18 protein-coding genes are annotated in these 21114 nt (G+C 58.8%); 5 read left to right on the forward strand and 13 right to left on the reverse strand.

What is annotated here, in order from left to right:
• The first annotated feature begins 133 nt into the window (after positions 1-133).
• Both MWU54_RS08580 and MWU54_RS08585 read left to right on the forward strand, forming a co-directional pair.
• Positions 134-622, forward strand: coding sequence for a hypothetical protein (locus MWU54_RS08580; protein WP_247082229.1), 489 nt, complete (start codon positions 134-136; stop codon positions 620-622).
• A gap of 9 nt (positions 623-631) precedes the next feature.
• Positions 632-1288, forward strand: a complete 657-nt coding sequence (locus MWU54_RS08585) for a flagellar hook capping FlgD N-terminal domain-containing protein (RefSeq protein ID WP_247082231.1) — start codon at positions 632-634, stop codon at positions 1286-1288.
• A gap of 149 nt (positions 1289-1437) precedes the next feature.
• On the opposite strand, the gene carB is transcribed toward MWU54_RS08585, so the two are convergent.
• Positions 1438-4770: a carbamoyl-phosphate synthase large subunit gene (gene carB, locus MWU54_RS08590; RefSeq protein ID WP_247082233.1), complete on the reverse strand. Its 3333-nt coding sequence runs from the start codon at positions 4768-4770 to the stop codon at positions 1438-1440.
• Positions 4771-4944: 174 nt separating this feature from the next.
• Here carB and aspS point away from each other — a divergent pair, with 174 nt between their 5' ends.
• Positions 4945-6723 (forward strand): aspartate--tRNA ligase, encoded by a 1779-nt coding sequence (aspS, locus tag MWU54_RS08595; protein ID WP_247082235.1) that lies wholly within the window; start codon positions 4945-4947, stop codon positions 6721-6723.
• A 159-nt stretch (positions 6724-6882) separates the two neighbouring features.
• Here the strand turns inward: aspS and sulP are convergent, their stop codons facing one another.
• The 12 genes from sulP to MWU54_RS08655 all read right to left on the reverse strand — a co-directional run bounded on the left by sulP (position 6883) and on the right by MWU54_RS08655 (position 18446).
• The gene (gene sulP, locus MWU54_RS08600; RefSeq protein WP_247082237.1) at positions 6883-8619 is read right to left on the reverse strand and encodes a sulfate permease; all 1737 of its coding nucleotides are present in this window, start codon (positions 8617-8619) and stop codon (positions 6883-6885) included.
• Positions 8620-8709: 90 nt separating this feature from the next.
• The gene (locus MWU54_RS08605) at positions 8710-10389 is read right to left on the reverse strand and encodes a bifunctional protein tyrosine phosphatase family protein/NAD(P)/FAD-dependent oxidoreductase (RefSeq protein WP_247082238.1); all 1680 of its coding nucleotides are present in this window, start codon (positions 10387-10389) and stop codon (positions 8710-8712) included.
• A 19-nt stretch (positions 10390-10408) separates the two neighbouring features.
• Positions 10409-11293, reverse strand: coding sequence for an MBL fold metallo-hydrolase (locus MWU54_RS08610; protein ID WP_247082239.1), 885 nt, complete (start codon positions 11291-11293; stop codon positions 10409-10411).
• Between the two features lie 113 nt (positions 11294-11406).
• On the reverse strand, positions 11407-11604 hold the full coding sequence (locus tag MWU54_RS08615) for a DUF2892 domain-containing protein (RefSeq protein ID WP_247082243.1): 198 nt from the start codon (positions 11602-11604) through the stop codon (positions 11407-11409).
• A 144-nt stretch (positions 11605-11748) separates the two neighbouring features.
• A complete protein-coding gene (locus MWU54_RS08620; RefSeq protein ID WP_247082245.1) occupies positions 11749-12423 on the reverse strand; it encodes a Crp/Fnr family transcriptional regulator in 675 nt (224 codons plus the stop codon).
• Positions 12424-12650: 227 nt separating this feature from the next.
• Positions 12651-13091, reverse strand: a complete 441-nt coding sequence (locus tag MWU54_RS08625) for a hypothetical protein (protein WP_247082247.1) — start codon at positions 13089-13091, stop codon at positions 12651-12653.
• 24 nt (positions 13092-13115) lie between these two features.
• Entirely contained in the window at positions 13116-14090 is a 975-nt protein-coding gene (locus MWU54_RS08630; protein WP_247082249.1) for an SLAC1 anion channel family protein, read from the reverse strand.
• Positions 14087-14596 carry a cytochrome b/b6 domain-containing protein gene (locus MWU54_RS08635; RefSeq protein WP_247082251.1) on the reverse strand — a complete coding sequence of 170 codons (510 nt, stop codon included), beginning with the start codon at positions 14594-14596 and terminating at the stop codon, positions 14087-14089. Before MWU54_RS08635 ends, MWU54_RS08630 begins: the two co-directional genes overlap by 4 nt.
• Positions 14580-14960 (reverse strand): DUF5368 domain-containing protein, encoded by a 381-nt coding sequence (locus tag MWU54_RS08640; RefSeq protein ID WP_247082252.1) that lies wholly within the window; start codon positions 14958-14960, stop codon positions 14580-14582. The genes MWU54_RS08635 and MWU54_RS08640 overlap by 17 nt, the downstream gene beginning before the upstream one ends.
• A gap of 12 nt (positions 14961-14972) precedes the next feature.
• Complete coding sequence (locus MWU54_RS08645) at positions 14973-16274, reverse strand: FAD/NAD(P)-binding oxidoreductase (RefSeq protein WP_247082253.1); 1302 nt, start codon at positions 16272-16274, stop codon at positions 14973-14975.
• A 229-nt stretch (positions 16275-16503) separates the two neighbouring features.
• Positions 16504-17181 (reverse strand): Crp/Fnr family transcriptional regulator, encoded by a 678-nt coding sequence (locus MWU54_RS08650; RefSeq protein ID WP_247082254.1) that lies wholly within the window; start codon positions 17179-17181, stop codon positions 16504-16506.
• Between the two features lie 50 nt (positions 17182-17231).
• Positions 17232-18446, reverse strand: a complete 1215-nt coding sequence (locus MWU54_RS08655) for a hypothetical protein (RefSeq protein WP_247082255.1) — start codon at positions 18444-18446, stop codon at positions 17232-17234.
• Between the two features lie 193 nt (positions 18447-18639).
• Here MWU54_RS08655 and MWU54_RS08660 point away from each other — a divergent pair, with 193 nt between their 5' ends.
• Together MWU54_RS08660 and MWU54_RS08665 are read left to right on the forward strand one after the other, a co-directional pair.
• The gene (locus MWU54_RS08660) at positions 18640-19668 is read left to right on the forward strand and encodes an AraC family transcriptional regulator (protein WP_247082256.1); all 1029 of its coding nucleotides are present in this window, start codon (positions 18640-18642) and stop codon (positions 19666-19668) included.
• Positions 19669-19843: 175 nt separating this feature from the next.
• Positions 19844-21049 (forward strand): acyl-CoA dehydrogenase family protein, encoded by a 1206-nt coding sequence (locus tag MWU54_RS08665; RefSeq protein ID WP_247082257.1) that lies wholly within the window; start codon positions 19844-19846, stop codon positions 21047-21049.
• The last annotated feature ends 65 nt before the right edge of the window (positions 21050-21114 follow it).

Below are 21114 nucleotides of genomic sequence, written 5' to 3' on the forward strand. Positions count from 1 at the left end.
GTCACCGTCACCGTCACCGTCACCGTCACCGTCACCGTCACCGTCACCGTCACCGTCACCGTCACCGTCACCGTCACCGTTCTTGGTGACCGCGACGACAAATGTTCTTGACGACGGTCGTCACGTACCGGTCATGCATGATGCCTTGTTCGAAGCAGAGAGTGAATTGCCAGTTAGGACAGCGATCCACGAAGTTGTTGGTTCGAAAAATGCGAGAGCGCATGCAATTCGAATGCACACTGGAGCGGGACCGATTGCTTCGATGGACCCATTGGTCGATTTGATTGCTGAGCGGAGCTTGGTCGGTCGGGCTGCACAGACTGCATCAACCGCCGTTGAAGTTTTGACAAGCCCAACAGGTCTGGACATTGCATTCGTGGCCTCGAAACTTCCTGTATTGGAGGCGCTTGCCAGGTATGAAGGCCAGTTGAAATCCGAATTGATGTCGGCGGACTTGTCCAATTCCACGTTTTCATTTTTTGGTAATCAAGATGAGGCAAAGGATTGGAAGGCGGTTCAGGACGACCTCTTGACTGTTGAATTGCAAACTGCGCCAGCTTCGCGCGACGCCAGTCGGGTGACCCGGAACACAACCGAAGTCGGCGTAGATATTAGACTTTAGGAGTTCGCTGTGGACGTTGGAGATCTTGTTGCATCAGGCCGGAGCGGCACCTTCGTGCCACCCAAGGAAACCCCGGATGACTTTGAAACGTTTTTACGCATGTTGACCACGCAAATTCAGAATCAGGATCCTCTTAGTCCAATGGAGGCTGAGCAGTTTGCCAGCCAATTGGCGACATTCACGATGGTCGAGCAACAAACGCTGGCCAATCAGAAACTCGAAGTTCTGGTCAACGAATTGGCAGGCGGTGAACCTCTCTATGCATCCAGTTTGCTGGGGCGCGAAGTGCTGCATGCGGGTGCTTTTGAGTTCAGCGGCGGGCCGATTACGTTCGAGGTCGATGAGGCTGGTTTGGGCCCGGATGTACGACTGCGGATTATAGACAGTCTCGGCAATCTCGTTGCGGAAGCCGATACCAATGCCGGTGCGCAAAAAGTGATCTGGAATGGACAGGATTCCGACGGGCACGCCGTATCGGCGGGCGTGCTTGTTGGTGAATTATGGCGTGTGTCGGACAATCAGAAATTGGACGCGCCGGTGTATACCTCTGCCGTTGTTGAAGAGGTTCGTTTCGGCGGCGCGGAGCCGCAACTGCTGTTGTCCGATGGGACCGTTATCAACGAGAGTGGCGTCGCCAAACTGCGCGCGGCGGCGCAAAGTGAGTGAGATGTAAGCGCCCTGAGGAGAACCCAGGCGCACAATGAGATAGAGCGTGCAGCGGGCAATCAGATCCAGTCACGACACAGGCACAAAGTCTAGAGGTCGCAAGACCGATGCGCGCGTTTCTTTAGCCTCATTCGAAAAAGGCTGTGTGGCTACGCCTGCAGCGACTTCACGACCAGGTCGCCTTCTTCCCGTGCGCGCATGGCACGCGCGGCGGCGTGTGCGCCTGCAGCCGTCGTGAAATACGGGATTTTGTCGTAAAGAGCGACGGAGCGAATCTCGCGGCTGTCCGCAACAGCGGCAGACCCTTCAGTCGTGTTCATGACCAGATCGATGCCCCCGTCTTTCATCAGGTCCACCACGTTTGGTCGCCCTTCATAGACCTTTTTGGTGAGGTCACAGGAAATGCCATGTTCAGAGAGGAAAACCGCTGTGCCTGACGTCGCAACAATATCAAAGCCAAGATCCTTGAGAATCTGCGCTGTCTCAACAAGTTGCTCTGTTTTGTCGTCATCTTTGATCGAAAAGAACACCGTTCCCGATGTCGGCAAATGCGTTCCCGCGCCAAGTTGAGCTTTGAGGAAGGCGCGTGGGAAAGAGCGGTCCCATCCCATCACTTCTCCGGTCGAACGCATTTCCGGCCCGAGGATGGTGTCGACGCCGGGGAAGCGGGCAAACGGCAACACGGCCTCTTTGACCGAGAACCAAGGCATCTTGGGATCCGCCAGTGTCATTGGATCGGCCAGCGGCAAGACAGTGTCGTAATCCGCGTTTTCAGGGTACGGGTCGCGCAGCGGGAAGTTTGTCAAAGGCTCGCCTGCCATGACGCGTGCCGCGATGCTGGCAATCGCGGAATCCGTCGCTTTTGCGACAAATGGCACAGTGCGGGAGGCGCGCGGATTGACTTCAATCAGGTAAATGTCGTCGCCTTTGATCGCGAATTGAACATTCATCAATCCACGCACGTTCAGCGCAAGCGCCAACGCTTCGGTCTGGGTTTTGATCTGCTCCAGCACGGCATCCGACAGCGAATAGGGCGGCAACGAACAGGCACTGTCACCCGAATGTACCCCGGCCTCTTCGATGTGTTGCATGATCCCGGCGACATGGACCCGCGTTCCGTCGCAAAGCGCGTCAACATCCAGTTCGGTGGCACCCGACAGGTAGCTGTCGAGCAGAACCGGGCTGTCGCCGGAGACGACAACCGCCTCCTTGATGTAGCGTTCCAGTTGTGGCATGTCGCGCACGATTTCCATGGCGCGGCCGCCCAGAACATAAGACGGCCGGATCACGAGCGGAAAGCCGATGTCTTCGGCAATTGCCAAAGCTTGTTCGTCGGTCGAGGCAATACCGTTGTGCGGCTGCTTGAGGCCAAGATCGTTAACCAGGGCCTGAAAGCGTTCGCGGTCTTCGGCAAGGTCGATCGCGTCGGGAGTAGTGCCCAGAATCGGGATGCCTTCAGCTTCGAGCGCGTTGGCGAGCTTGAGCGGCGTTTGACCACCGAATTGAACAATGACGCCGTGCAGCGTGCCGTTTTCCTGTTCGACGCGCAGGATTTCCAGAACGTGCTCAAAGGTCAGTGGTTCGAAATACAACCGGTCGGACGTGTCATAATCGGTCGACACGGTCTCGGGGTTGCAGTTCACCATGATTGTTTCGTACCCGGCGTCGGTCAGCGCGAAACAGGCGTGACAGCAGCAGTAGTCAAATTCGATGCCTTGTCCGATGCGGTTCGGACCGCCGCCAAGAATGACAACTTTCTTGCGGTCCGACGGGCGGGCTTCGCATTCGACGTCACCCATCATCGGGGCTTCGTACGTTGAATACATATACGGCGTTTGCGCTTCGAATTCTGCGGCACAGGTGTCGATGCGTTTGAAGCTGGCTTTCACATTCAGTTTGAGCCGTTTTGATCGCACGGCCTTTTCCGTCTGGTCCACGAGCTTGGCCAACCGCGCGTCGGTAAAGCCCAGCATCTTGAGCGCCCGCATGCCCGCTTCGTCGTCGGGCAGGCCGTTCATACGAACATCTTCTTCTGCCTCGACGATTTCCCTGATCCGGGCAAGGAACCACGGGTCGAACATCGTGGTTGCGTGGATCTCATCATCGCTCAGCCCGTGCCGCATGGCTTGCGCAATCGTCCGCATACGGTCGGGTGTTTGCTGGCTGATCGCCTTGATGACGGCGGATTTCTCGGGGGCCCCTTCGATGTGGACTTCGTCGAACCCGGTCAGGCCGGATTCCATCGACGCCAGCGCTTTTTGCAGGGATTCGTGGATCGTCCGGCCAATCGCCATCGCTTCACCGACCGATTTCATGGCGGTGGTCAGATGGGGTTCGGAGCCGGGGAATTTTTCAAATGCGAATTTCGGGATTTTCGTGACGACATAGTCGATGGTCGGCTCGAACGAGGCTGGTGTGACCTTGGTGATGTCGTTGTCGAGTTCGTCCAGCGTGTAGCCAACCGCCAGCTTCGCCGCGATCTTGGCAATGGGAAACCCCGTTGCCTTGGAGGCCAGCGCAGACGAGCGACTGACCCGCGGGTTCATTTCGATCACGACCATTCGGCCATCTTCGGGGTTGATGGCCCATTGCACGTTTGATCCGCCGGTTTCGACACCGATTTCGCGCAAGACGGCAATCGAGCCATTGCGCATGATCTGGTATTCCTTGTCGGTCAGCGTAAGGGCGGGTGCGACGGTGATCGAGTCGCCCGTGTGAACCCCCATTGGATCGACGTTTTCGATGGCGCAGACGATGATGGCGTTGTCGGCCTTGTCGCGGACAACTTCCATCTCGAACTCTTTCCAACCCAGAAGGGATTGATCCACCAGAATTTGATTGACCGGAGAGGCATCCATTCCGGACCGGCAGAAATGCACGAAGTCTTCACGGTTATACGCCACGCCACCGCCTGTGCCGCCAAGCGTGAAAGCGGGGCGGATGATGGCGGGCAGGCCAATGTCGTCCAGTTCGTTCAGGGCAAGCTGCACGCCTGCATCGAGGTCGGTGCTTCCGTTCGGCAACTTTGGCGCGGTGATGATGGTGGCCTTGGGGTTTTCCAGGCCGATCCGATCCATCGCTTCGCGGAACAGCTTGCGATCTTCGGCCATTTCAATGGCCTCGCGTTTCGCGCCGATCATCTCAACGCCGTATTTGTCGAGGATGCCCATCTCTTCCAGCGCCAGAGATGTGTTGAGGCCGGTCTGTCCCCCCATTGTCGGGAGCAGCGCGTCAGGGCGTTCTTTTTCGATGATCTTGGCGACGATTTCGGGCGTGATGGGTTCGATGTAGGTGGCGTCGGCCAATTCCGGGTCGGTCATGATCGTCGCCGGGTTTGAGTTCACGAGGATGACCCGGTACCCTTCCTCGCGCAGCGCTTTGCAGGCCTGCGCCCCGGAGTAATCAAATTCGCATGCCTGTCCGATAACGATTGGACCGGCCCCGATGATCATGATCGACTTGATATCATCGCGCTTTGGCATTGGTCGGCCCTCATCATGCAAACTGGCTGCGTTATAGGCATGGTGCAGAGGACTGCAAGCGGGGTGATTTTGTTTTTTCTATGCACCAGTTGGTCCGGGCGTCGGGGCACGGCTTGACTTCCCAAGGCGTAAAGGGTGTATCGAGCCAAATTTCTCCGCCCGAGGACAGTTATCATGCACGCCTTTCGTTCCCATACTTGCGCCGATCTGACGGCCCAAAATGTCGGTGAGACCGTTCGCCTCTCTGGCTGGGTGCATCGCGTCCGCGATCATGGTGGCATCTTGTTCATTGATTTGCGGGACCACTATGGCGTGACACAGGTTTTGTGTGATCCGGACAGCCCGGTTTTTGCCGAGGTCGAAAAAGTGCGGTCGGAATGGTGTATCCGCATCGACGGCGAGGTGAAGGCGCGGGACGAAGGGTTGGTAAACCCGAAACTGCCAACGGGCGAAATCGAAGTGTTCGTGCGCGACATGGAAGTTCTGGGTGCGGCGGAAGAACTGCCCTTGATCGTGTTCGGCGATCAGGAATACCCCGAAGAGACCCGTCTGCGGTATCGCTTCCTTGATCTGCGGCGCGAGGCAATGCAGCAGAACATGACGCTGCGGTCCGATGTCGTGGCGTCGATCCGAAAGCGTATGTGGGATCAGGATTTCCGCGAGTACCAGACACCGATCATCACCGCGTCCAGCCCCGAAGGTGCGCGCGATTTCCTCGTGCCATCGCGCCTGCACCCAGGCAAGTTCTATGCGTTGCCGCAGGCACCGCAGCAGTTCAAGCAGCTGATCATGGTCAGCGGCTTTGACAAATATTTCCAGATCGCACCCTGTTTCCGCGATGAAGACCCGCGTGCAGACCGGTCGCCCACGGATTTCTACCAATTGGATTTGGAGATGTCCTTCGTCAGCCAGCAGGACGTGTTCGACACGATCCAGCCGGTGATGCAGGGCGTTTTTGAAGAGTTCGGTGGCGGCCGCAAGGTGGACAGTGACTGGCCACAGATTTCGTACAAGGACGCTGCCCTTTGGTACGGAACCGACAAGCCCGACTTGCGCAACCCGATCAAGATGCAGGTGGTGTCAGACCATTTCCGCGGTTCGGGCTTTGCGATTTTCGCCAAGCTGCTGGAACAGGATGGCACAGAGATTCGCGCGATTCCCGCGCCGGGTGGCGGCAGCCGCAAGTTCTGTGACCGGATGAACGCTTTTGCGCAAAAAGAAGGTTTGCCCGGGATGGGCTACATCTTCTGGCGGGATCAGGGCAATGGCATGGAAGCGGCGGGGCCGCTGGCCAAGAACATCGGACCAGAGCGGACAGAAGCGATCCGCCAGCAACTGGGACTGGATGTCGGCGATGCGGCGTTTTTCCTGGGTGGCAAGCCGTCCAGCTTTGAAACCGTGGCTGGCAAGGCGCGTGTGGTCATCGGTGATGAACTGGGCCTGACCGACAAAGACCGGTTTGCGTTCTGCTGGATTGTCGATTTCCCGATGTACGAAGCGGACGAAGAGACCGGCAAGGTGGATTTCAGCCACAACCCGTTCTCGATGCCGCAAGGCGGAATGGATGCGCTGAACGGCAATCCGTTGGATGTGCTGGGATACCAGTATGATCTGGCCTGTAACGGCTACGAACTGGTGTCTGGCGCGATCCGGAATCACAAGCCCGAAATCATGTTCAAGGCATTCGAGCTGGCCGGGTATGGTGAAGACGAGGTGCGCAAGCGGTTCGGCGGGATGGTCAATGCGTTCCGCTTCGGCGCGCCGCCGCACGGGGGATGCGCAGCCGGGATCGACCGGATGGTGATGCTGTTGGCGGATACGGCCAATATCCGCGAGGTGATCATGTTCCCGATGAACCAGCGGGCCGAAGACCTGATGATGGAAGCGCCGTCTGAACCGACCTCGGACCAGCTTATGGAACTGCACTTGCGGGTCATTCCTCAGGACGATTGATCCGGGATCGAATTGGCGGGGCCAATCCGACGTATTGGGGGGCCAGCCCCCCAAACCCCCCGGCATATTTTGAAAAAGAAGAATTGGTGGCGGGCAGTTGGGACAGTGTCTCTCCGGTGGCGCGCGCCGGATAAATGCGATGAAGCGCGGCCTGACAGGTCATTCTGCGGCCTTGGACACATCGGGGTTCGACAGGGCGGCCCAGGCGTCATATTGCGACAGGAAAATTTCGCCGCCCATCGCATCGATAAAGTGCGAACGTTTGAGCCGATCCATCACCGGGCCCTTCACCTCGGACAGGTGCAAGCGGATCCCCATGTCGATCAGGCGCTGGTTGATCGCTTCAAGGCTTTCAAGGGCTGAATAATCAACGTCATTCACCGCGGAACACATCAGTACCACGTTTCGAACCGCGCAGCCTTCGGTCACCCGTTTCTGGATCAGGTCCTCAAGAAATCGCGCATTGACGAAGTAAAGACTTTCGTCCACGCGCAGGGTGACAAGGCTGGGGTCGGTTTCGACCGAATGGCGATGAATGTTTCGGAAATGTTGTGTGTCGGGCACCAACCCCACCTCGGCAACATGCGGGCGCGAGGTTTTGTAGAGGTGCAGAAGCACCGAGATCGTCACGCCCGAGGCCACGCCGACCTCGACCCCCAGACCAAGGGTCAACAGGATGGTTGCGGCGACCGCTGCGAAATCGGCGCGTGCATAGCCCCAGGTTTTTTGCAGGATTGACAGATCGACAAGGCTCAGCACCGCCACGATGATGGTCGCGGCCAATGTGGCATTGGGCAGGTAATAGACCAACGGCGTCAGCGCCATCGCCGCGATTGCAAGTCCGATGGCCGTATACGCCCCGGCTGCAGGGGTCTCGGCCCCGGCATCAAAGTTCACGACGGATCGGGAAAAGCCTCCGGTCACCGGGTATCCGCCGGTGAAGGCGGCACCAAGGTTGGCGGCGCCCAGACCGATCAGTTCCTGATCCGGGTCGATGCGCTGGCGCTTCTTTGCGGCGAGCGTCTGGGCCACCGACACGGATTCCACAAATCCGATGATGGAAATGAGGATGGCCGGCACCAGAAGCGCGCCCACAAGGTCTGGGGACAGGCCCGGTAAGGTGAGGGGCGGCAGGCTTTGCGGGACATCGCCGACGATGCGCACGCCCTGCGCGTCCAGATCAAAGACCCAAACTGCAAGCGTCGTGGTGACCACCGCCGCTACGGGTCCTGCCTTGGTCAGGATATCTGCCAAGAGCGGCCCGGCTCCAAGCCTGCGAAGGGTCGGCTTGAGATGCTTGCGCACCCAGAACAGAAACGTCGTTGCCGACAGGCCGATCACAACTGTAATCCAGTTGATCTCGCTCAGATGCGCGAACAGGGACATCAGCATTTCCGGCAATGTGTGGCCATGCGCGCTGACCCCAAGAATATGTTTCAACTGGCTGGTGGCGATCAGGATGCCAGAGGCGGTGATGAAGCCCGCGATCACTGGATGGCTTAGGAAATTGGCCAGGAAACCCAGCCGGAATATCCCCATGAGAACCAGGAAACCGCCTGACAGAAATGCGAGCGTTAATGCGGCAACGGCGTAGCCTGCTGTGCCTTGTTCGGCCACCTGCCCGATGGCGGATGCGGTCAGCAAGGACACCACCGCCACTGGCCCCACCGCCAGTGCCCGTGAGGTGCCGAAAATGGCGTAGAGGAGGATGGGCGCAATAGAGGCGTAAATCCCGGCCTCGGGTGGTAAACCGGCCAGCAAGGCGTACGCCAGCGATTGCGGAATCAGCATGATCGTCACGATCACTGCGGCGATGACGTCGTTGGACAACGTCTGGCGCGTATAGGTGCGGCCCCAGTCGAAAACGGGAAGGTAGCGGCGAAGGTGCGTGTTCATGTCAGCGTCCAGAAAGCTGGGCGGACAAAGCCCGAAAGCCTTGCCCGCCCTTGGTTGCGCCAGAAGGAGGGTTGCGCAATCGGGTGCCGGTTATTCGGCGGCGACTTTGATCTTTTCGGGCTTGGCCATCCATTCCTTACCCTTGAGCATGGCTTTCCAATAGATCGGCGGCAGAAGCGTTTCCTTGAGGAACCATGCCGCCCGGCTTGGTTTCGTGCCATCCAGCAGGAAAGACGGAAAGCTGGGCTTGAGCACACCGCCATATCCGAATTCGGCCAGAACAATCTTGCCGCGTTCGACTGTCAGTGGGCAGGATCCGTAGCCGTCATACGCGGCTGTTGGAGAGCGCCCGGCGATGTCGGCCACGATATTGTCCGCCACGGTGGGTGCCTGCTTGCGCGCGGCTGCTGCTGTCTTGGCGTTGGGGGCATTCATCACATCGCCCAGCGACCAGATGTTGTCATAGGTCTTGTGGCGCAGCGTGATTTGATCAACATCGACCCATCCGGCGGCATCGGCGAGCGGGGAGACGCGGATGAAATCCGGTGCGGTCTGTGGGGGGCAGACATGCATCATGTCAAATTCCACGGTGACCTCAGTGGCTGCTGCGTCCGGTTTCGCCACCTTGAAGGTCGCGGTTTTTGCCGGGCCATCCACGGCAATCAGGTTATGGAAGAAATTCAGCGTGGCGTCGTATTTGCCAACATATTCCATCAAGGCTGGGACGTAATCCTTTACGCCGAAGAGCACAGCGCCAGCATTCATGAACTGGATGTCGATGTTGCCCAAAGCGCCAGAGCGGTGCCATGCATCGCCTGACAGATACATCGCCTTCTGCGGTGCGCCTGCGCATTTGATCGGCATCGGTGGCTGGGTAAAGATCGCGCGGCCTTGTTTCAGGCCCTGCACCAATTCCCAGGTATAGGGTGCAAGGTCATAGCGGTAGTTGGATGTCACGCCATTGCGGCCCAGCGTCTCTTCGAGACCGTCAACAGCGGCCCAATCCAGCTTGAGCCCCGGACACACCACAAGGCGGTCGTATTTGATCACGCGACAGCCATCGAGGATGACGGCATTGTTGTCAGGCTCAAAAGCGGCGACGGCGGATTTGATCCAATGCACGCCTTTGGGGATCAGGCTGCCCATTGTTTTGGCTGTGGTCTGTGCGTCGAAGATGCCGCCGCCAACCATGGTCCAGCCGGGTTGGTAATAGTGAATATCGGCCGGGTCGATCACCGCGATGTTGAGACCGGAAGACCGGGCTTGCAAACCAGCGGCGACCGAAATCCCGCCTGCGCCTGCGCCCACGATCACCACATCGAAATGCGCATCACCCGTATCGGTTGGGGTTTTGCCACCATTGGCGATGCGGCGCGCGACGCCGTTCATGTCAAACCCTGCCGCCTTGGTGGCGGCGAGGATTTCCGGCATCGGGCGTTTCTTGGATTCGTGGAATGACCAAAGCGTCGCAGAGCGTGTGCCCGTCCGGCAATACGCCAGAACAGGGCGCTGCAGTTCGGCCAAAGCCGCGCCAAATGCTTCGACATCCGCGTCCTTGACCATCCCGGATTGCACCGGCACGTAGCGAACCTCGATCCCGACGGCCTTGGCCGCTGCCTCGATTTCCTCGAACACGGGTTGGTCTGCGCCCTCCCCATCGGGACGGTTGCAGATGATGGCGCGATAGCCAGCGATCTTGAGCGCAGGCAGGTCGCCCGGCGTGATCTGCGGGCTGACGGCGAATTTCGTGGTGATCTTCTTCAGGTCCATGGCTGATTATCCCTCTGGCTCAAAGGCCGTTGACCGGTACTTTGAGCATCGGTTTGCCGTCTCGATCCGTCGGAATTTCCCCGGCCCGCATGTTCACCTGAAGCGAAGGAATGATGAGCTTGGGCATATCCAGCTGCGCGTCCCGTTCGGTGCGGAACTTGATAAAGTCTTCCTTGGTCTTGCCGCGCCCAACGTGGATGTTGTGCTCTTTTTCTTCGGCCACGGTAGTTTCCCACGCGATGTCGCGGCCATTGGGGCCGTAATCGTGGCACATGAACAGGCGGGTTTCATCCGGCAGGGCCAGGACCTTCATGATGCTCTCGTACAGGTCTTCCGCGCTACCGCCCGGGAAATCGCATCGTGCAGAGCCGCCATCCGGCATGAACAGCGTGTCGCCGACAAAGGCCGCATCGCCCATCACATGCACCATGCAGGCGGGCGTGTGACCCGGTGTGTACATGGCAAAGCACTGCATCTCGCCCACCGTATAGGTGTCACCGTCTTCGAACAGGGCGTCGAACTGGCTGCCATCGCGCTGGAACTCGGTGCCTTCGTTGAACACCTTGCCAAACACGTCCTGCACCACGGTGATTTTGGAACCGACCCCGATCTTGCCGCCCAGTTTGCCCTGGATATAGGGCGCGGCGCTTAGATGGTCGGCGTGGACATGGGTTTCGATGATCCATTCCAGCTTGAGGCCTTGCGCCTCGATCTGGCGGATCAATTCGTCGGCGTGGTCAAACGTGATGCGCCCTGCGGCGTAGTCGATATCCATCACGCTGTCGACAATCGCGCAGGCGTTCGATGCGGGGTCTTTGACGATGTAGCTGATGGTGTTCGTGGCGTCGTCGAAAAAGGCCTGAACTTCCGGTTTCACGGCCATGTTTACTGGATAGGGGGGCATTCAATTCTCTCCGCTGATCATCGGGGAAGGTGGTGGTGGCGATCCGTGCAGATGCGCATTGGCTTTGAACGCCACCTGCAGGCGGCGTTCAGAGTAAAGATGCAACGGATGTCTCAGCAGTCGCGGCAGGTCTTGAGGCCGACAAGGCTATAGAGCGGGCAGTTGCCCACGAACGCCGTCAGCGTGAACACGGCCGCTGCAATCAATGCGAGCCAGAACAACAGGCCGCTGCCCAGTACAGACGTGCCCAAGGCCAGGAACACAAGAAGTGCTGCCACAACCAGACGGCCACCGCGATCGAGTTTTCCCATATTCGTTGTCATGTCAGTCTCCATTCAGAATCATTTGAATGAGTGTGGCACGAAGCGGGACTGATCTTTGGTGACTTGGTCACCAAACTTGGAAAGCATGCGCTGCGACCGTGTTGGCGTCACGCGCGGTTGGGGTATTGTACCCTAAAGGTGCGCGCTCGAGGATTTCACCAAGCGTTCCAACCCGTCCTTGTTGATCAGGCGAACTTCGCCACGCGATTGTTCGACCCAGCCGCGACGCTGAAATTCCGACAACGTGCGCGAGATCACTTCCCGCGCGGTGCCAAGTTCGGTGCCCAGAACCGCGTGCGTGGCGTGAACAACGTTGTCTTCATCCGCCAGCTCCAGCAAACGCGACGCCAGCCGCACATCCATGCGCTGGAAAACGATGTCGTCGATCAGGGTAAACAGATCGGTGATACGCCGCGAATAGGCCGTGAAGACAAATTCGCGGAACACAGGGGATTTCGCGACAAGGTCGTCAAAGGTCTTGCGAGGAATGGCGACCGCCTTGACGTCGGTCTCGGCCGTTCCTTCAGCAGAGTAATCCTCGAACGCCAGCATGCAGGCGGTTGTCAAAACACAGCTTTCGCCAGCGTGAACGCGATAGAGAAAGACCTCGCGTCCGGTTTCGGACTTTTGCTGCACCTTCACGGTGCCATCCAGCAACAGCCAAAGATTGTCCGCTGTCTGGCCCGGTGAAAAGATCTCGGTTCCCGAAGGCACAGAGACGATCTGGCTGCCTGCCTCAAGTTCCGCCCGGATATCCGCGGGCAAGCGGCTCAGTCCCTTGAACTTGTTGATCCACGTGTCTGCCATATGCTTCATCCCAAGTGTCATTGCCCAGATGAACCGGCCCGTTCACCAAGGAAAGGGGCCGGTTTGCCTCACCCAACGGGTCTGCGCCAATTCCCTATTCAATTGGCGTAGGTCAGCGCAAATTTGAAGTGCTCCGAGGCAAGCTGTCGCGACCGCTTTCCTGTCACGCAAGAACGCCGCACGGGTGTTTCCCAAGCGGCGTTCCCAGAGATTTCAGGATGTCTGGATCAGTAATTGAGAACCCGGGTGTCGTCATCCATCAGCCGTGCCGCCATCTCGGGCGGTTTCGCGACGCCGATTCCATCAAGAAGGACCGAGGGATCCGCGCCCTTGCCGGGCAGGTACAGCGCGCAGACCTCGACCGTGGTTCCGGTCTTTTCGCGGACCATCTGCATCAGCCCCTGTGGGCTCAGATCAAGCGGCGGTTGGCCCGCGGTGGCGTTCTGTGGTGCGTCTTTCAGCGCCAGATCACCTGCTGGGCCGCACAACATGATATGGGCTTTCGCGCCCTGTTGCGCCGCTTGCATCGTCAGGACCATGGCCATCAGCTGTGTTTGCGCATCGGGTGAAGTGACCACCGTGACAAGCTTGTTTTCGGTGTCAGAGCTGGCAATGGCTGCGCCTGCGGTCATGGCCACAACGGCGACGGTCAGAAGAAATTTCTTCATTGGGGGTCTCCTTTTAAGGCCGGATCACTCCGGCTGGCAAATCTCTCCTGCGACTGCGGCCCGGAGAGTCCGGATGCACAGCGCAAGGATGGTGAAAACAAGCAGGACCAACAGCGCCAAACCGGCGAGGCGGTAGGGCTGTGTCTGCGTTATCTCGGCATATCGAAACAGCGCTGTCGTGAGCGCGGCGAGCGGAAAGGACAGCGCCCAGAACGACATTGCAAAGGGCAGGCGCAACAGGCTTGGCACCTGCACGGCGACAAGCGCGGCAAAGAACACGCCAATGCTCAGCAGGATATGCGCCATGGGATCAATCCCGCCGCCATTCAGTGCGGTCCAGGCAAGGAAGGCGACCGAGGGTGGCGCAATCAGGATCACCAGGGTCGGACGCAATTTCCCGGGGAGCGGATCGTGAAAAATCAGGCGATTGAACACCAGCGTCAGCAGGACCAGCCAGAACAGCATCCCGACCGAAAAGAAGTACCAACTGACGTCATTAAACCCGAGGTGAACGCCGCCCAAAGGCACGATCACATTCGCCACTGCAGGGATGAACCACGCAGGCGACATCATGGCCGGTCCAAACGGGCGATGTGAAATCCATGCCGAGATTATGACGATTGTCAGGATCGCCTGCACAACCGCGCTGATGATCCACAAGGCCGCAGAAACGCCGGGAAAACCGGGGTTCAGCAACAAGGACAGCAGCAGCACCGAGATGTTTGCAGCTGGAAAGAAGGCCAGACGCACCGGGTGGTTCCATTCCCCCGCAACGTGCGACGGGTGCCGCACGGCTTTCAGCGCGTAAAGTGCTAATAGGCTGAACAACACCGCCGCGCCAACCCAGGTTGTCAGTGTCGAGGCCATTGCAAATCCACCAGCGCGGAAGGCCAGTGCCAAGCCCAGAAGGCCCATCGTGGACCCAAACAGCGTGATCGGGAAATGCGCCAGCCAAACGTGTTGTGCGGTGGCGTCGGGCGCAGGAGTGGATGCTGTCATCTCGCGCCGCCTTTCATCCACATGCGCTTTGGCGACATCCGGATCAAGACATCTGTCTTGAACCAGATCTTTTGTGTAATGGCCCCCACAACATGCAGGGCGATAAGGCCCAGCAGGATCTTGGCCGCCACGCCATGCACATCAGCAGGCACCGCTATTCCTGCGACCCAGGCAACCGCGCCAGAGATCGGCATCCCGATCAAGAGGGCGTAAAAAGCCAGATGAACAGCCTTGGCGACCAGCTTTAGACCGGCCGGTTCCTTTTCAGGCAGCGCAGGCGCGCCATGCCGAACGCGCAGACCCACGCGCCAGAGTGCCAGCACAAAGATGATCAGGCCAACAATGGTATGAGGGTTCGGAAACGGTTCGTTCGGGATGCTCCCCTCCATCCGCGCCGCCCAGGCCGCCTCGATCCCGCCGTGCAGCAGATATTGGCCAAGTAGCAGGACAACGATCGCCCAGTGCAATGCAATCTGGGTCCGCGAGTATTCAATTTGGTTTTGCATCTGTGCCCCCCTCCAACGTGCGTTTAGACCCCAGAAGGGATTCCACCGTGTAGACAAAAACAGCCATGCCAAGCGCGCCTGCCGCCGCGATGCCAAGAAACAGGATGACGTCAATCGGGCCACCCAGATCGGACAGGCGGGATTTGGTCATGACCATGACAAACCAGACGGCCAGTACCGCACCCACAGGCATGGAAAGCTGCGCAAACAGGAACTTGCGCCAACTGACTGACCGGTCACGGATCAGGACGTACAGGTATCCAAGCGTGATCACGACAGCCGCCACAACCATGACCCAGAACAGGGTCGGCCCGAAAATCTCTTCGAAGACGGCCAGAAGGGTTTCAAACGTGAGGTCTTTCATTGGGTGTCCTCCTTAGGCCTTGCCGCGCAACATCGCGTTGTAGGTGGCCTTGAGCGCCACCTCTTTCATCAGCCAGCTGATCCACAGCTCTTCGAGCGGTGCAATCATGCCGGGGAACGACGGGACAAGGTTGTTGTTGTAATCGAACTCCACAAGCATCGCGCGACCGATGCGGGTGATCATCGGGCACGAGGTATAGCCGTTATAGGTTTCGGTGCCGTCGCGCCCTTCGATGGCGGCAACGATGTGATCCTCGACCACGGGCACCTGCCATTTGACCGATGCGGCGGTTTTGCCTTTCGGCACACCAGCCACATCCCCCAGCGCAAAGATGTCTGGATATCGAAGGTGGCGCAGTGTGGCCATGTCACATTCAACCCAGCCCTGATCGGTCCATTTGTTCGCCCAGGACAGGCCGGACTGGCGGACGAAATCCGGTGCGCGTTGTGGCGGGATGACGTGGATGTAGTCGTAGTCCACCTCTTCTGTGCCGGATTGGGTCGCGAAAGTCGCCCGCTTGGCACCGGCATCGATGGATGTCAGCGTTCGGTTCATCAATGTCTCGACGCCGCGGTCCTGAAACAGCATCCGCACCTTTTCCGCGACGATTGGCACACCGAACAGGGACGATTGCGGCGCGGTGTAGACCATGTTCATTTTGCCCGCATTGCCCGCCCGCCGGGCGATGTCGTCAATCAGAAACGTGTGTTTGAGCGGCGCACCGGCGCATTTCATTTCCGTTGCGGGGCGCGTGAACACGCCCGTTCCACCGTCTTCGGTGAACCGAGCGGCGGCCTGCCACGTGCGCGCCGCGTAGTCCGGTCCGGCATACAGCGCGCCAATCCCGTTCTCCCCAACCATATCAAGGGTGAAGCCATCAATCGCGTCGTGGTCCAGCGTCAGCCCCGGGGCGACGACCAGCCAGTCATATCCCAAGGTGGTGCCATTCTCCGTGGACACGATCTTGGTTTCCGGATCAACAGCGGCCACGCGCTCGGATAGCCATGTGACGCCGTCCGGCAACCATTGCGCGGTGTCGGACACCACGTAGTTCGCAGGCTTCAGACCTGTTGCAACAAGCGTCAGACCGGGTTGATAAAGATGGTTCTGGCGTGGATCGATCAGAGTGATCTGAGCACCGTCCAACCGTTCGACAAGACGGTTGGCAAGCGCGGTGCCACCAGCCCCTGCGCCGATGATAACGATGCGCGCGGATGTCTGAACAGGTTGTGCCTGGGCTGCACTTTCAGCGGAGAGGAGTGACGCCGCCGCACCCCCGGCAAGCGCTGCCGTCAGGAAATGCCGTCTATCCATGAGATCCCCTTTCATTGAAAAACGGCGCAGCATCGTCTGTGCGGCCATGTTGACTGGATGCTGTCACGGTCGGCATGCACCTTCGCGTGCCGCGTGACGTTCGCTGCCAGTATAGGGTGGCCTGCGCATCAACCTTGGTGACTTAGTCACCATGTCGGGAGGCTATTTTCGGTCGATCTCCCGTTCCGCAAGCCGCGCGATGGGCGGCTGCAGACCTGTTCCGCCGCCGTTAAAGCGCCGGGTGGTGCGGCGCGGGGTATTTGAGCGAAAACACACCTTTGGCGACCCGGGACAGGGCGGCGGGGGCGTCGATCAAGATGCGTCCGCGCCGCTGTTCGATCCACCCTTTGGTGGCAAACTCCTTGAGGCGGCGGGTCACAACCTCTCGTGCTGTCAAAAGATCGGCGGCAATGTCTGAATGGGTCGCGCGGACCTCGTTCTCCTTGGCGTGGCTGAGCAGCCAATCCGCAATTCTTTGATCAAGCCCCACCGCGTTCTTTGTGGAAATCCGCGAAAAGAATGCTGGAAGACGCCGCGCGTGGCCCGCAAACAAGGCACGGCGAAACGCCGGTTGATCATGCACCAGCAAGACAAGACTGGCAGGCGACAGTTCGATCCATGTCGTCGGGGCCATACACACGGCCCGAACCGAAATGGCCCGTTTCGAAAGAATGGCGGCCGTGACGGGCATGCAGTCCTGCCCACCCACCGCCCGGCATTCTGTCCAGAGCATGGGATGATCCGTGGTTTTGAAATGCACTGACATCTTGCCGGTTTTCACCAGAACAAAGGCGCGGGGAAGGCCTCGCCAATCGTAGGCAACACGGCCTTCTGGCGCGGAACGAAGAATACCGCCTGCATCCAGAACGGCACGGTCCAGCGCCAATGCGGGGGATTGCGTTCGCATGTTGGCCTCCGGACTCCCGGCCTGCATCGTGCCGGGAGCGGCGTTGCGTGTCATTCCGCCGGAACAGATTGCAAGGGTGCGCGACGGCCAAAGTGCCGGTGGTTGAGGATGAACACGAGCACGATCATGGCGATCTGGCTTGCGATGGCCAAAGAGGTCAAAGACCAGTAGGCGACGCCAAACTTGGCAATCAGGCCCGCGCCCACAAGGCCCTTGTTGATCCAGAAGTGCAGCATCACACTCAGCGCGACGCCGGGGCAGACAAGTGCATAGGCTCCGGCTGAATTTCCATCACCGCGCAGATAGCTGTCCGCATATTTCTGACGCTTGAGAACCAAAAGACCCAGCGCCAGAAAGACGCCCTGAACCGCAAGGATCGTGGTGGTCAGAAGCAGGGAATCCGCAACGCCCCCATGTGCCTGGAATGTTGTGTGCAGGCCGTGTTCCTGCCGCAAGGTCATGATGCCCAACACCGTCAGGATCGGCACGACGATCATCAAGGTTGGCGCGCTTTCCTTGGCGGTGCCATGGTGCAACATCGAATTGAAGGCAAGAATGGCCGCGACAATGGCATAAAGCGCAGCAATCGTACCCAGCATGATCGACAGCACCAGAGACAGACCAACGATCAGCGGCACCGTGCTCATTGCTGCGGGGGCGGACATGCCGACGGCAATCATCGACAGGGCAAAGGCTGGCAGAAGCTGTGCGAAGGAGTTGTTTGCGGTCACGTCAAAAACGCCGCCTTCGCTGAGCACGCGCCCAAGGAAACCTCCAATGCGCCGGAAGGCCAGCACTGCGATCAGACCAAAGGCGATCATGGCCAACGGAAACAGGTATTCGACGACGCTCCAAAGCCCCGGCACGAACACCAGACCAAGGATGAAACCCGCGTTCACGGTCATCGCAAGGGCCAGCGGCATGGCCAGAAACTGTGTCTCTCCATTGGAGGTCACGAGCTTTGTATAGCTCTCGGTTTTCCGGAAACTGGCGAACTGTGTCAGGTTCCAGACGAGAAGTTTGATGTTCAAAAAGGCAAAGCCAGCGGTCCCGGTCACAGCGATCAGGATCGCGGCTTTCATTGGAAGCGTCCCTGTTGTGAACGCTTTCAGGATGTCTTCGAAGACAGGCACCGGTTGATCCGGGTGCGGGACCCAAAACATGAGAAACATGAAGAAGGTGACAACAAGCCCGCCAGCCCCAAGCGAGGCCAGAAAGTATAGCGGCGACCAGGTGTCGGCAGGACGATGATGAGACGTGTTCATGGCGATTCTCCTGTAGTAATGACGGAGATATGGCACGGTGCTCCACGGCTTGACGGTGACATGATCACAAACATCCAGATCGGGAGTGGGGCGGTTTACCCTGTCCGGCGCGGGAACAGGGTGGTTTGGCACTAGATGTGATCTGTAAGATGACTTCTGTGCCCCTGCATACGATGATAGCAGTCGGCACAAGATGACCCGTTCCACGCCCACGATCTATTCGACCGTTTCGCAAGCGTTCATCGCTGACTGGCTGGCGGCGCTCCGACCATTGTGTTCGCAGGCGCAATTTGCATCACTGATGGAGCGTTCGGACCTCACGGCGGATCACGGCCACGCGCAGGGCCGCGTCACGCTGGATCAAATCGTTTGTCTGTACCAACTGGCGGCGGTGGAAACCGGTGACGAAATGATGGGATTGTGGGGGCGTCCTATCCGGCCCCGCGCTTTGCAGCATTTGCTGACATCCGTGCGCGAGGCCACAACACTCTCATCTGCCCTGTATCGGTTCTCGACGTTCTGGAACCTGCTGCTTGACGACTACCAGTTCCATCTGACTGACGCGGACAAGGCCCTGACGCTGACGCTGCAGCCACAGGGCGATGTTCAGGTTCGCCGATTTGGGCACACGTTGATCCTTAAACTGGCGCATGGCTTGATGTCGTGGTTGGCGCGATCCGAAGTGCCGGTCACGCGGGTGGGTTTCGCATTTGGTGCGCCCAGCTTTGCAGAGGATTACGCTGTCATCTTCCCCGCACCGGTGATCTTTGATCAGCCGGCAACCTCGATTGTTTTCGATCCGGGCGCGCTGGGCCCGGTTCAGCCGCGCAGCGCCACCGATCTTGATGCGTTCCTCCAGACGGCCCCGAGGGACTGGATATTCACAAGTTCCCGCGAACACACGCAATCGCTGCGCGTTCGAACCTATCTTAGCCAAACTGATTGGAGCACGGCGAACCTGACGCAGACGGCCAGCGCCATGCATGTCACACCGCGCACCCTGATCCGCAAATTGCAGGCAGACGGGACATCGTTCCAGGCCATCAAGGATGCCCTGCGCCGCGACATCGCGATCCGGCATCTCAAGTCAGGTCGTATGAGCATCGAAGCCGTTGCGCAGGAGGTCGGGTTTTCCTCGGCGGCCAATTTTCACCGCGCGTTTCAGAGATGGACCGGCAATGCGCCAAGTGCGTATCGCAGCTCATCAGACCATGACGGATAGTTTTGTCACTTTTGGACAATAATCTGTCACTGCCAGAGATCGTGTCCCTTGCGGATCAGGGTTAGATTTCAGTCGTAAATCAGAACTCAAGTACTCCAGTCGCGCTTTTTGCCTTTGACCTTCTGCCAACCGCAGATGGCGCGATCGGATGTGCCTATACGAAAGGACCTGCCCGATGTCAGACAAGCTTACGCAAATTCTGGACGCTGCCCGTGACCACGCGATGTCTGTTATTCTGCCGAATGTTGATGCGTGGAATGCCGCAAAAACCTGGCCGCGAGAGGCATCAGATGCGGCAGGAGCTGCGGGGCTGACCGGGCTTTACGCGCCAGAAGACTTTGGCGGTCAGGGGCTTTCGCTGTCAGACGGCATTCAGGTTTATGAACAACTGGGTCTTGGGGATGGGGCGTATGCGTTTGCGCTGTCGATGCACAATATCTGCACCTACGCGGCGTGCGGCTATGGCACCGACGTTTTCAAGAACGCTTGGGCACATGATCTGACCTCTGGGCGCAAACTGGCGAATTTTGCCCTGACAGAACCGCAATCCGGGTCGGACCCGATGCGCATGTACACGCGCGCCACGATCAATGGCGATGGAACGTGGACGATCAACGGATCGAAAGCTTGGGTCAGCCTTGCGGGGGAGGCCGATATTTACTTCACCGTGGTCAAGACGAGCGACGCACCGGGCCACAAGGACATGGCGATGATCGCGATCCCGGCAGATGCCCCGGGTGTCAGCTTTGGCCCCCGATACGACACGCCGTCGTATTCGTTCCTGCCGATGTCAGAGATGTATCTGAACAATGTTGTGGTCAGCGAAGACAATATCATCCTGCCCATCGGTCAGGGCTTGCAAGGCTCTCTGATGGCGATTGATATTGCACGGGTGTCCATCGCTTCGGGGTGCTGTGGTCTGATGCAAGCGGCACTGGACACGGCATTGTCCTACTCCAAGAACCGCAAGATGTTTGGTGGAAAGACCCTTGATCTTGATGGTATCCAATGGATGCTGGGCGAGGTTGCGACGGATCTTGAGGCGTCCAAGCTGTTATATCGCAAAGCCGCCGAAGCGCTTGGCACCCCCGAAGGTCCGCTGATGGCGGCACATGCAAAACGATTTGTGCCGGATGCTGCGGTCAAAGCTGCAAACACCTGCACGCAGGTTCTAGGTGGGATGGGGCTTTTGCAGCCTTATGGCCTCGACCGTTTGTCGCGGCTTGCGCAGATGTTGCGGATCGTGGACGGGACAACCGAAATCAGCCGTGTTGTCATCGGACGGGCTTTGCAAAAACGCGCCGCAGGGTTGCCGGACCTGCCCGTCCCATTGGGATTTGGCGAAACCACACAGACGCAGGAATCTGTCGCCGCAGAATAGGCGGTCATGTCTATCCATGCTGGCCCGCGCCGTATGGCGCGGGTGTCACTCCGGGTTGTTTGCGA

Source organism: Marivita sp. S6314 (assembly GCF_023015985.1).
Classification (GTDB): Bacteria; Pseudomonadota; Alphaproteobacteria; order Rhodobacterales; family Rhodobacteraceae; genus Marivita.

What these genes read in the sequence shown, in the direction of transcription:
- MWU54_RS08650 (WP_247082254.1), bottom strand. Translation starts at nt 17,181, where the DNA reads ATGCGAACGCAATCCCCCGCATTGGCGCTGGACCGTGCCGTTCTGGAT.
- MWU54_RS08665 (WP_247082257.1), top strand. Translation starts at nt 19,844, where the DNA reads ATGTCAGACAAGCTTACGCAAATTCTGGACGCTGCCCGTGACCACGCG.
- carB (WP_247082233.1), bottom strand. Translation starts at nt 4,770, where the DNA reads ATGCCAAAGCGCGATGATATCAAGTCGATCATGATCATCGGGGCCGGT.
- MWU54_RS08640 (WP_247082252.1), bottom strand. Translation starts at nt 14,960, where the DNA reads ATGAAAGACCTCACGTTTGAAACCCTTCTGGCCGTCTTCGAAGAGATT.
- aspS (WP_247082235.1), top strand. Translation starts at nt 4,945, where the DNA reads ATGCACGCCTTTCGTTCCCATACTTGCGCCGATCTGACGGCCCAAAAT.
- MWU54_RS08580 (WP_247082229.1), top strand. Translation starts at nt 134, where the DNA reads ATGCATGATGCCTTGTTCGAAGCAGAGAGTGAATTGCCAGTTAGGACA.
- MWU54_RS08660 (WP_247082256.1), top strand. Translation starts at nt 18,640, where the DNA reads ATGACCCGTTCCACGCCCACGATCTATTCGACCGTTTCGCAAGCGTTC.
- MWU54_RS08630 (WP_247082249.1), bottom strand. Translation starts at nt 14,090, where the DNA reads ATGACAGCATCCACTCCTGCGCCCGACGCCACCGCACAACACGTTTGG.
- MWU54_RS08615 (WP_247082243.1), bottom strand. Translation starts at nt 11,604, where the DNA reads ATGGGAAAACTCGATCGCGGTGGCCGTCTGGTTGTGGCAGCACTTCTT.
- MWU54_RS08645 (WP_247082253.1), bottom strand. Translation starts at nt 16,274, where the DNA reads ATGGATAGACGGCATTTCCTGACGGCAGCGCTTGCCGGGGGTGCGGCG.
- MWU54_RS08620 (WP_247082245.1), bottom strand. Translation starts at nt 12,423, where the DNA reads ATGGCAGACACGTGGATCAACAAGTTCAAGGGACTGAGCCGCTTGCCC.
- MWU54_RS08655 (WP_247082255.1), bottom strand. Translation starts at nt 18,446, where the DNA reads ATGAACACGTCTCATCATCGTCCTGCCGACACCTGGTCGCCGCTATAC.
- MWU54_RS08605 (WP_247082238.1), bottom strand. Translation starts at nt 10,389, where the DNA reads ATGGACCTGAAGAAGATCACCACGAAATTCGCCGTCAGCCCGCAGATC.
- MWU54_RS08625 (WP_247082247.1), bottom strand. Translation starts at nt 13,091, where the DNA reads ATGAAGAAATTTCTTCTGACCGTCGCCGTTGTGGCCATGACCGCAGGC.
- MWU54_RS08610 (WP_247082239.1), bottom strand. Translation starts at nt 11,293, where the DNA reads ATGCCCCCCTATCCAGTAAACATGGCCGTGAAACCGGAAGTTCAGGCC.
- MWU54_RS08635 (WP_247082251.1), bottom strand. Translation starts at nt 14,596, where the DNA reads ATGCAAAACCAAATTGAATACTCGCGGACCCAGATTGCATTGCACTGG.
- sulP (WP_247082237.1), bottom strand. Translation starts at nt 8,619, where the DNA reads ATGAACACGCACCTTCGCCGCTACCTTCCCGTTTTCGACTGGGGCCGC.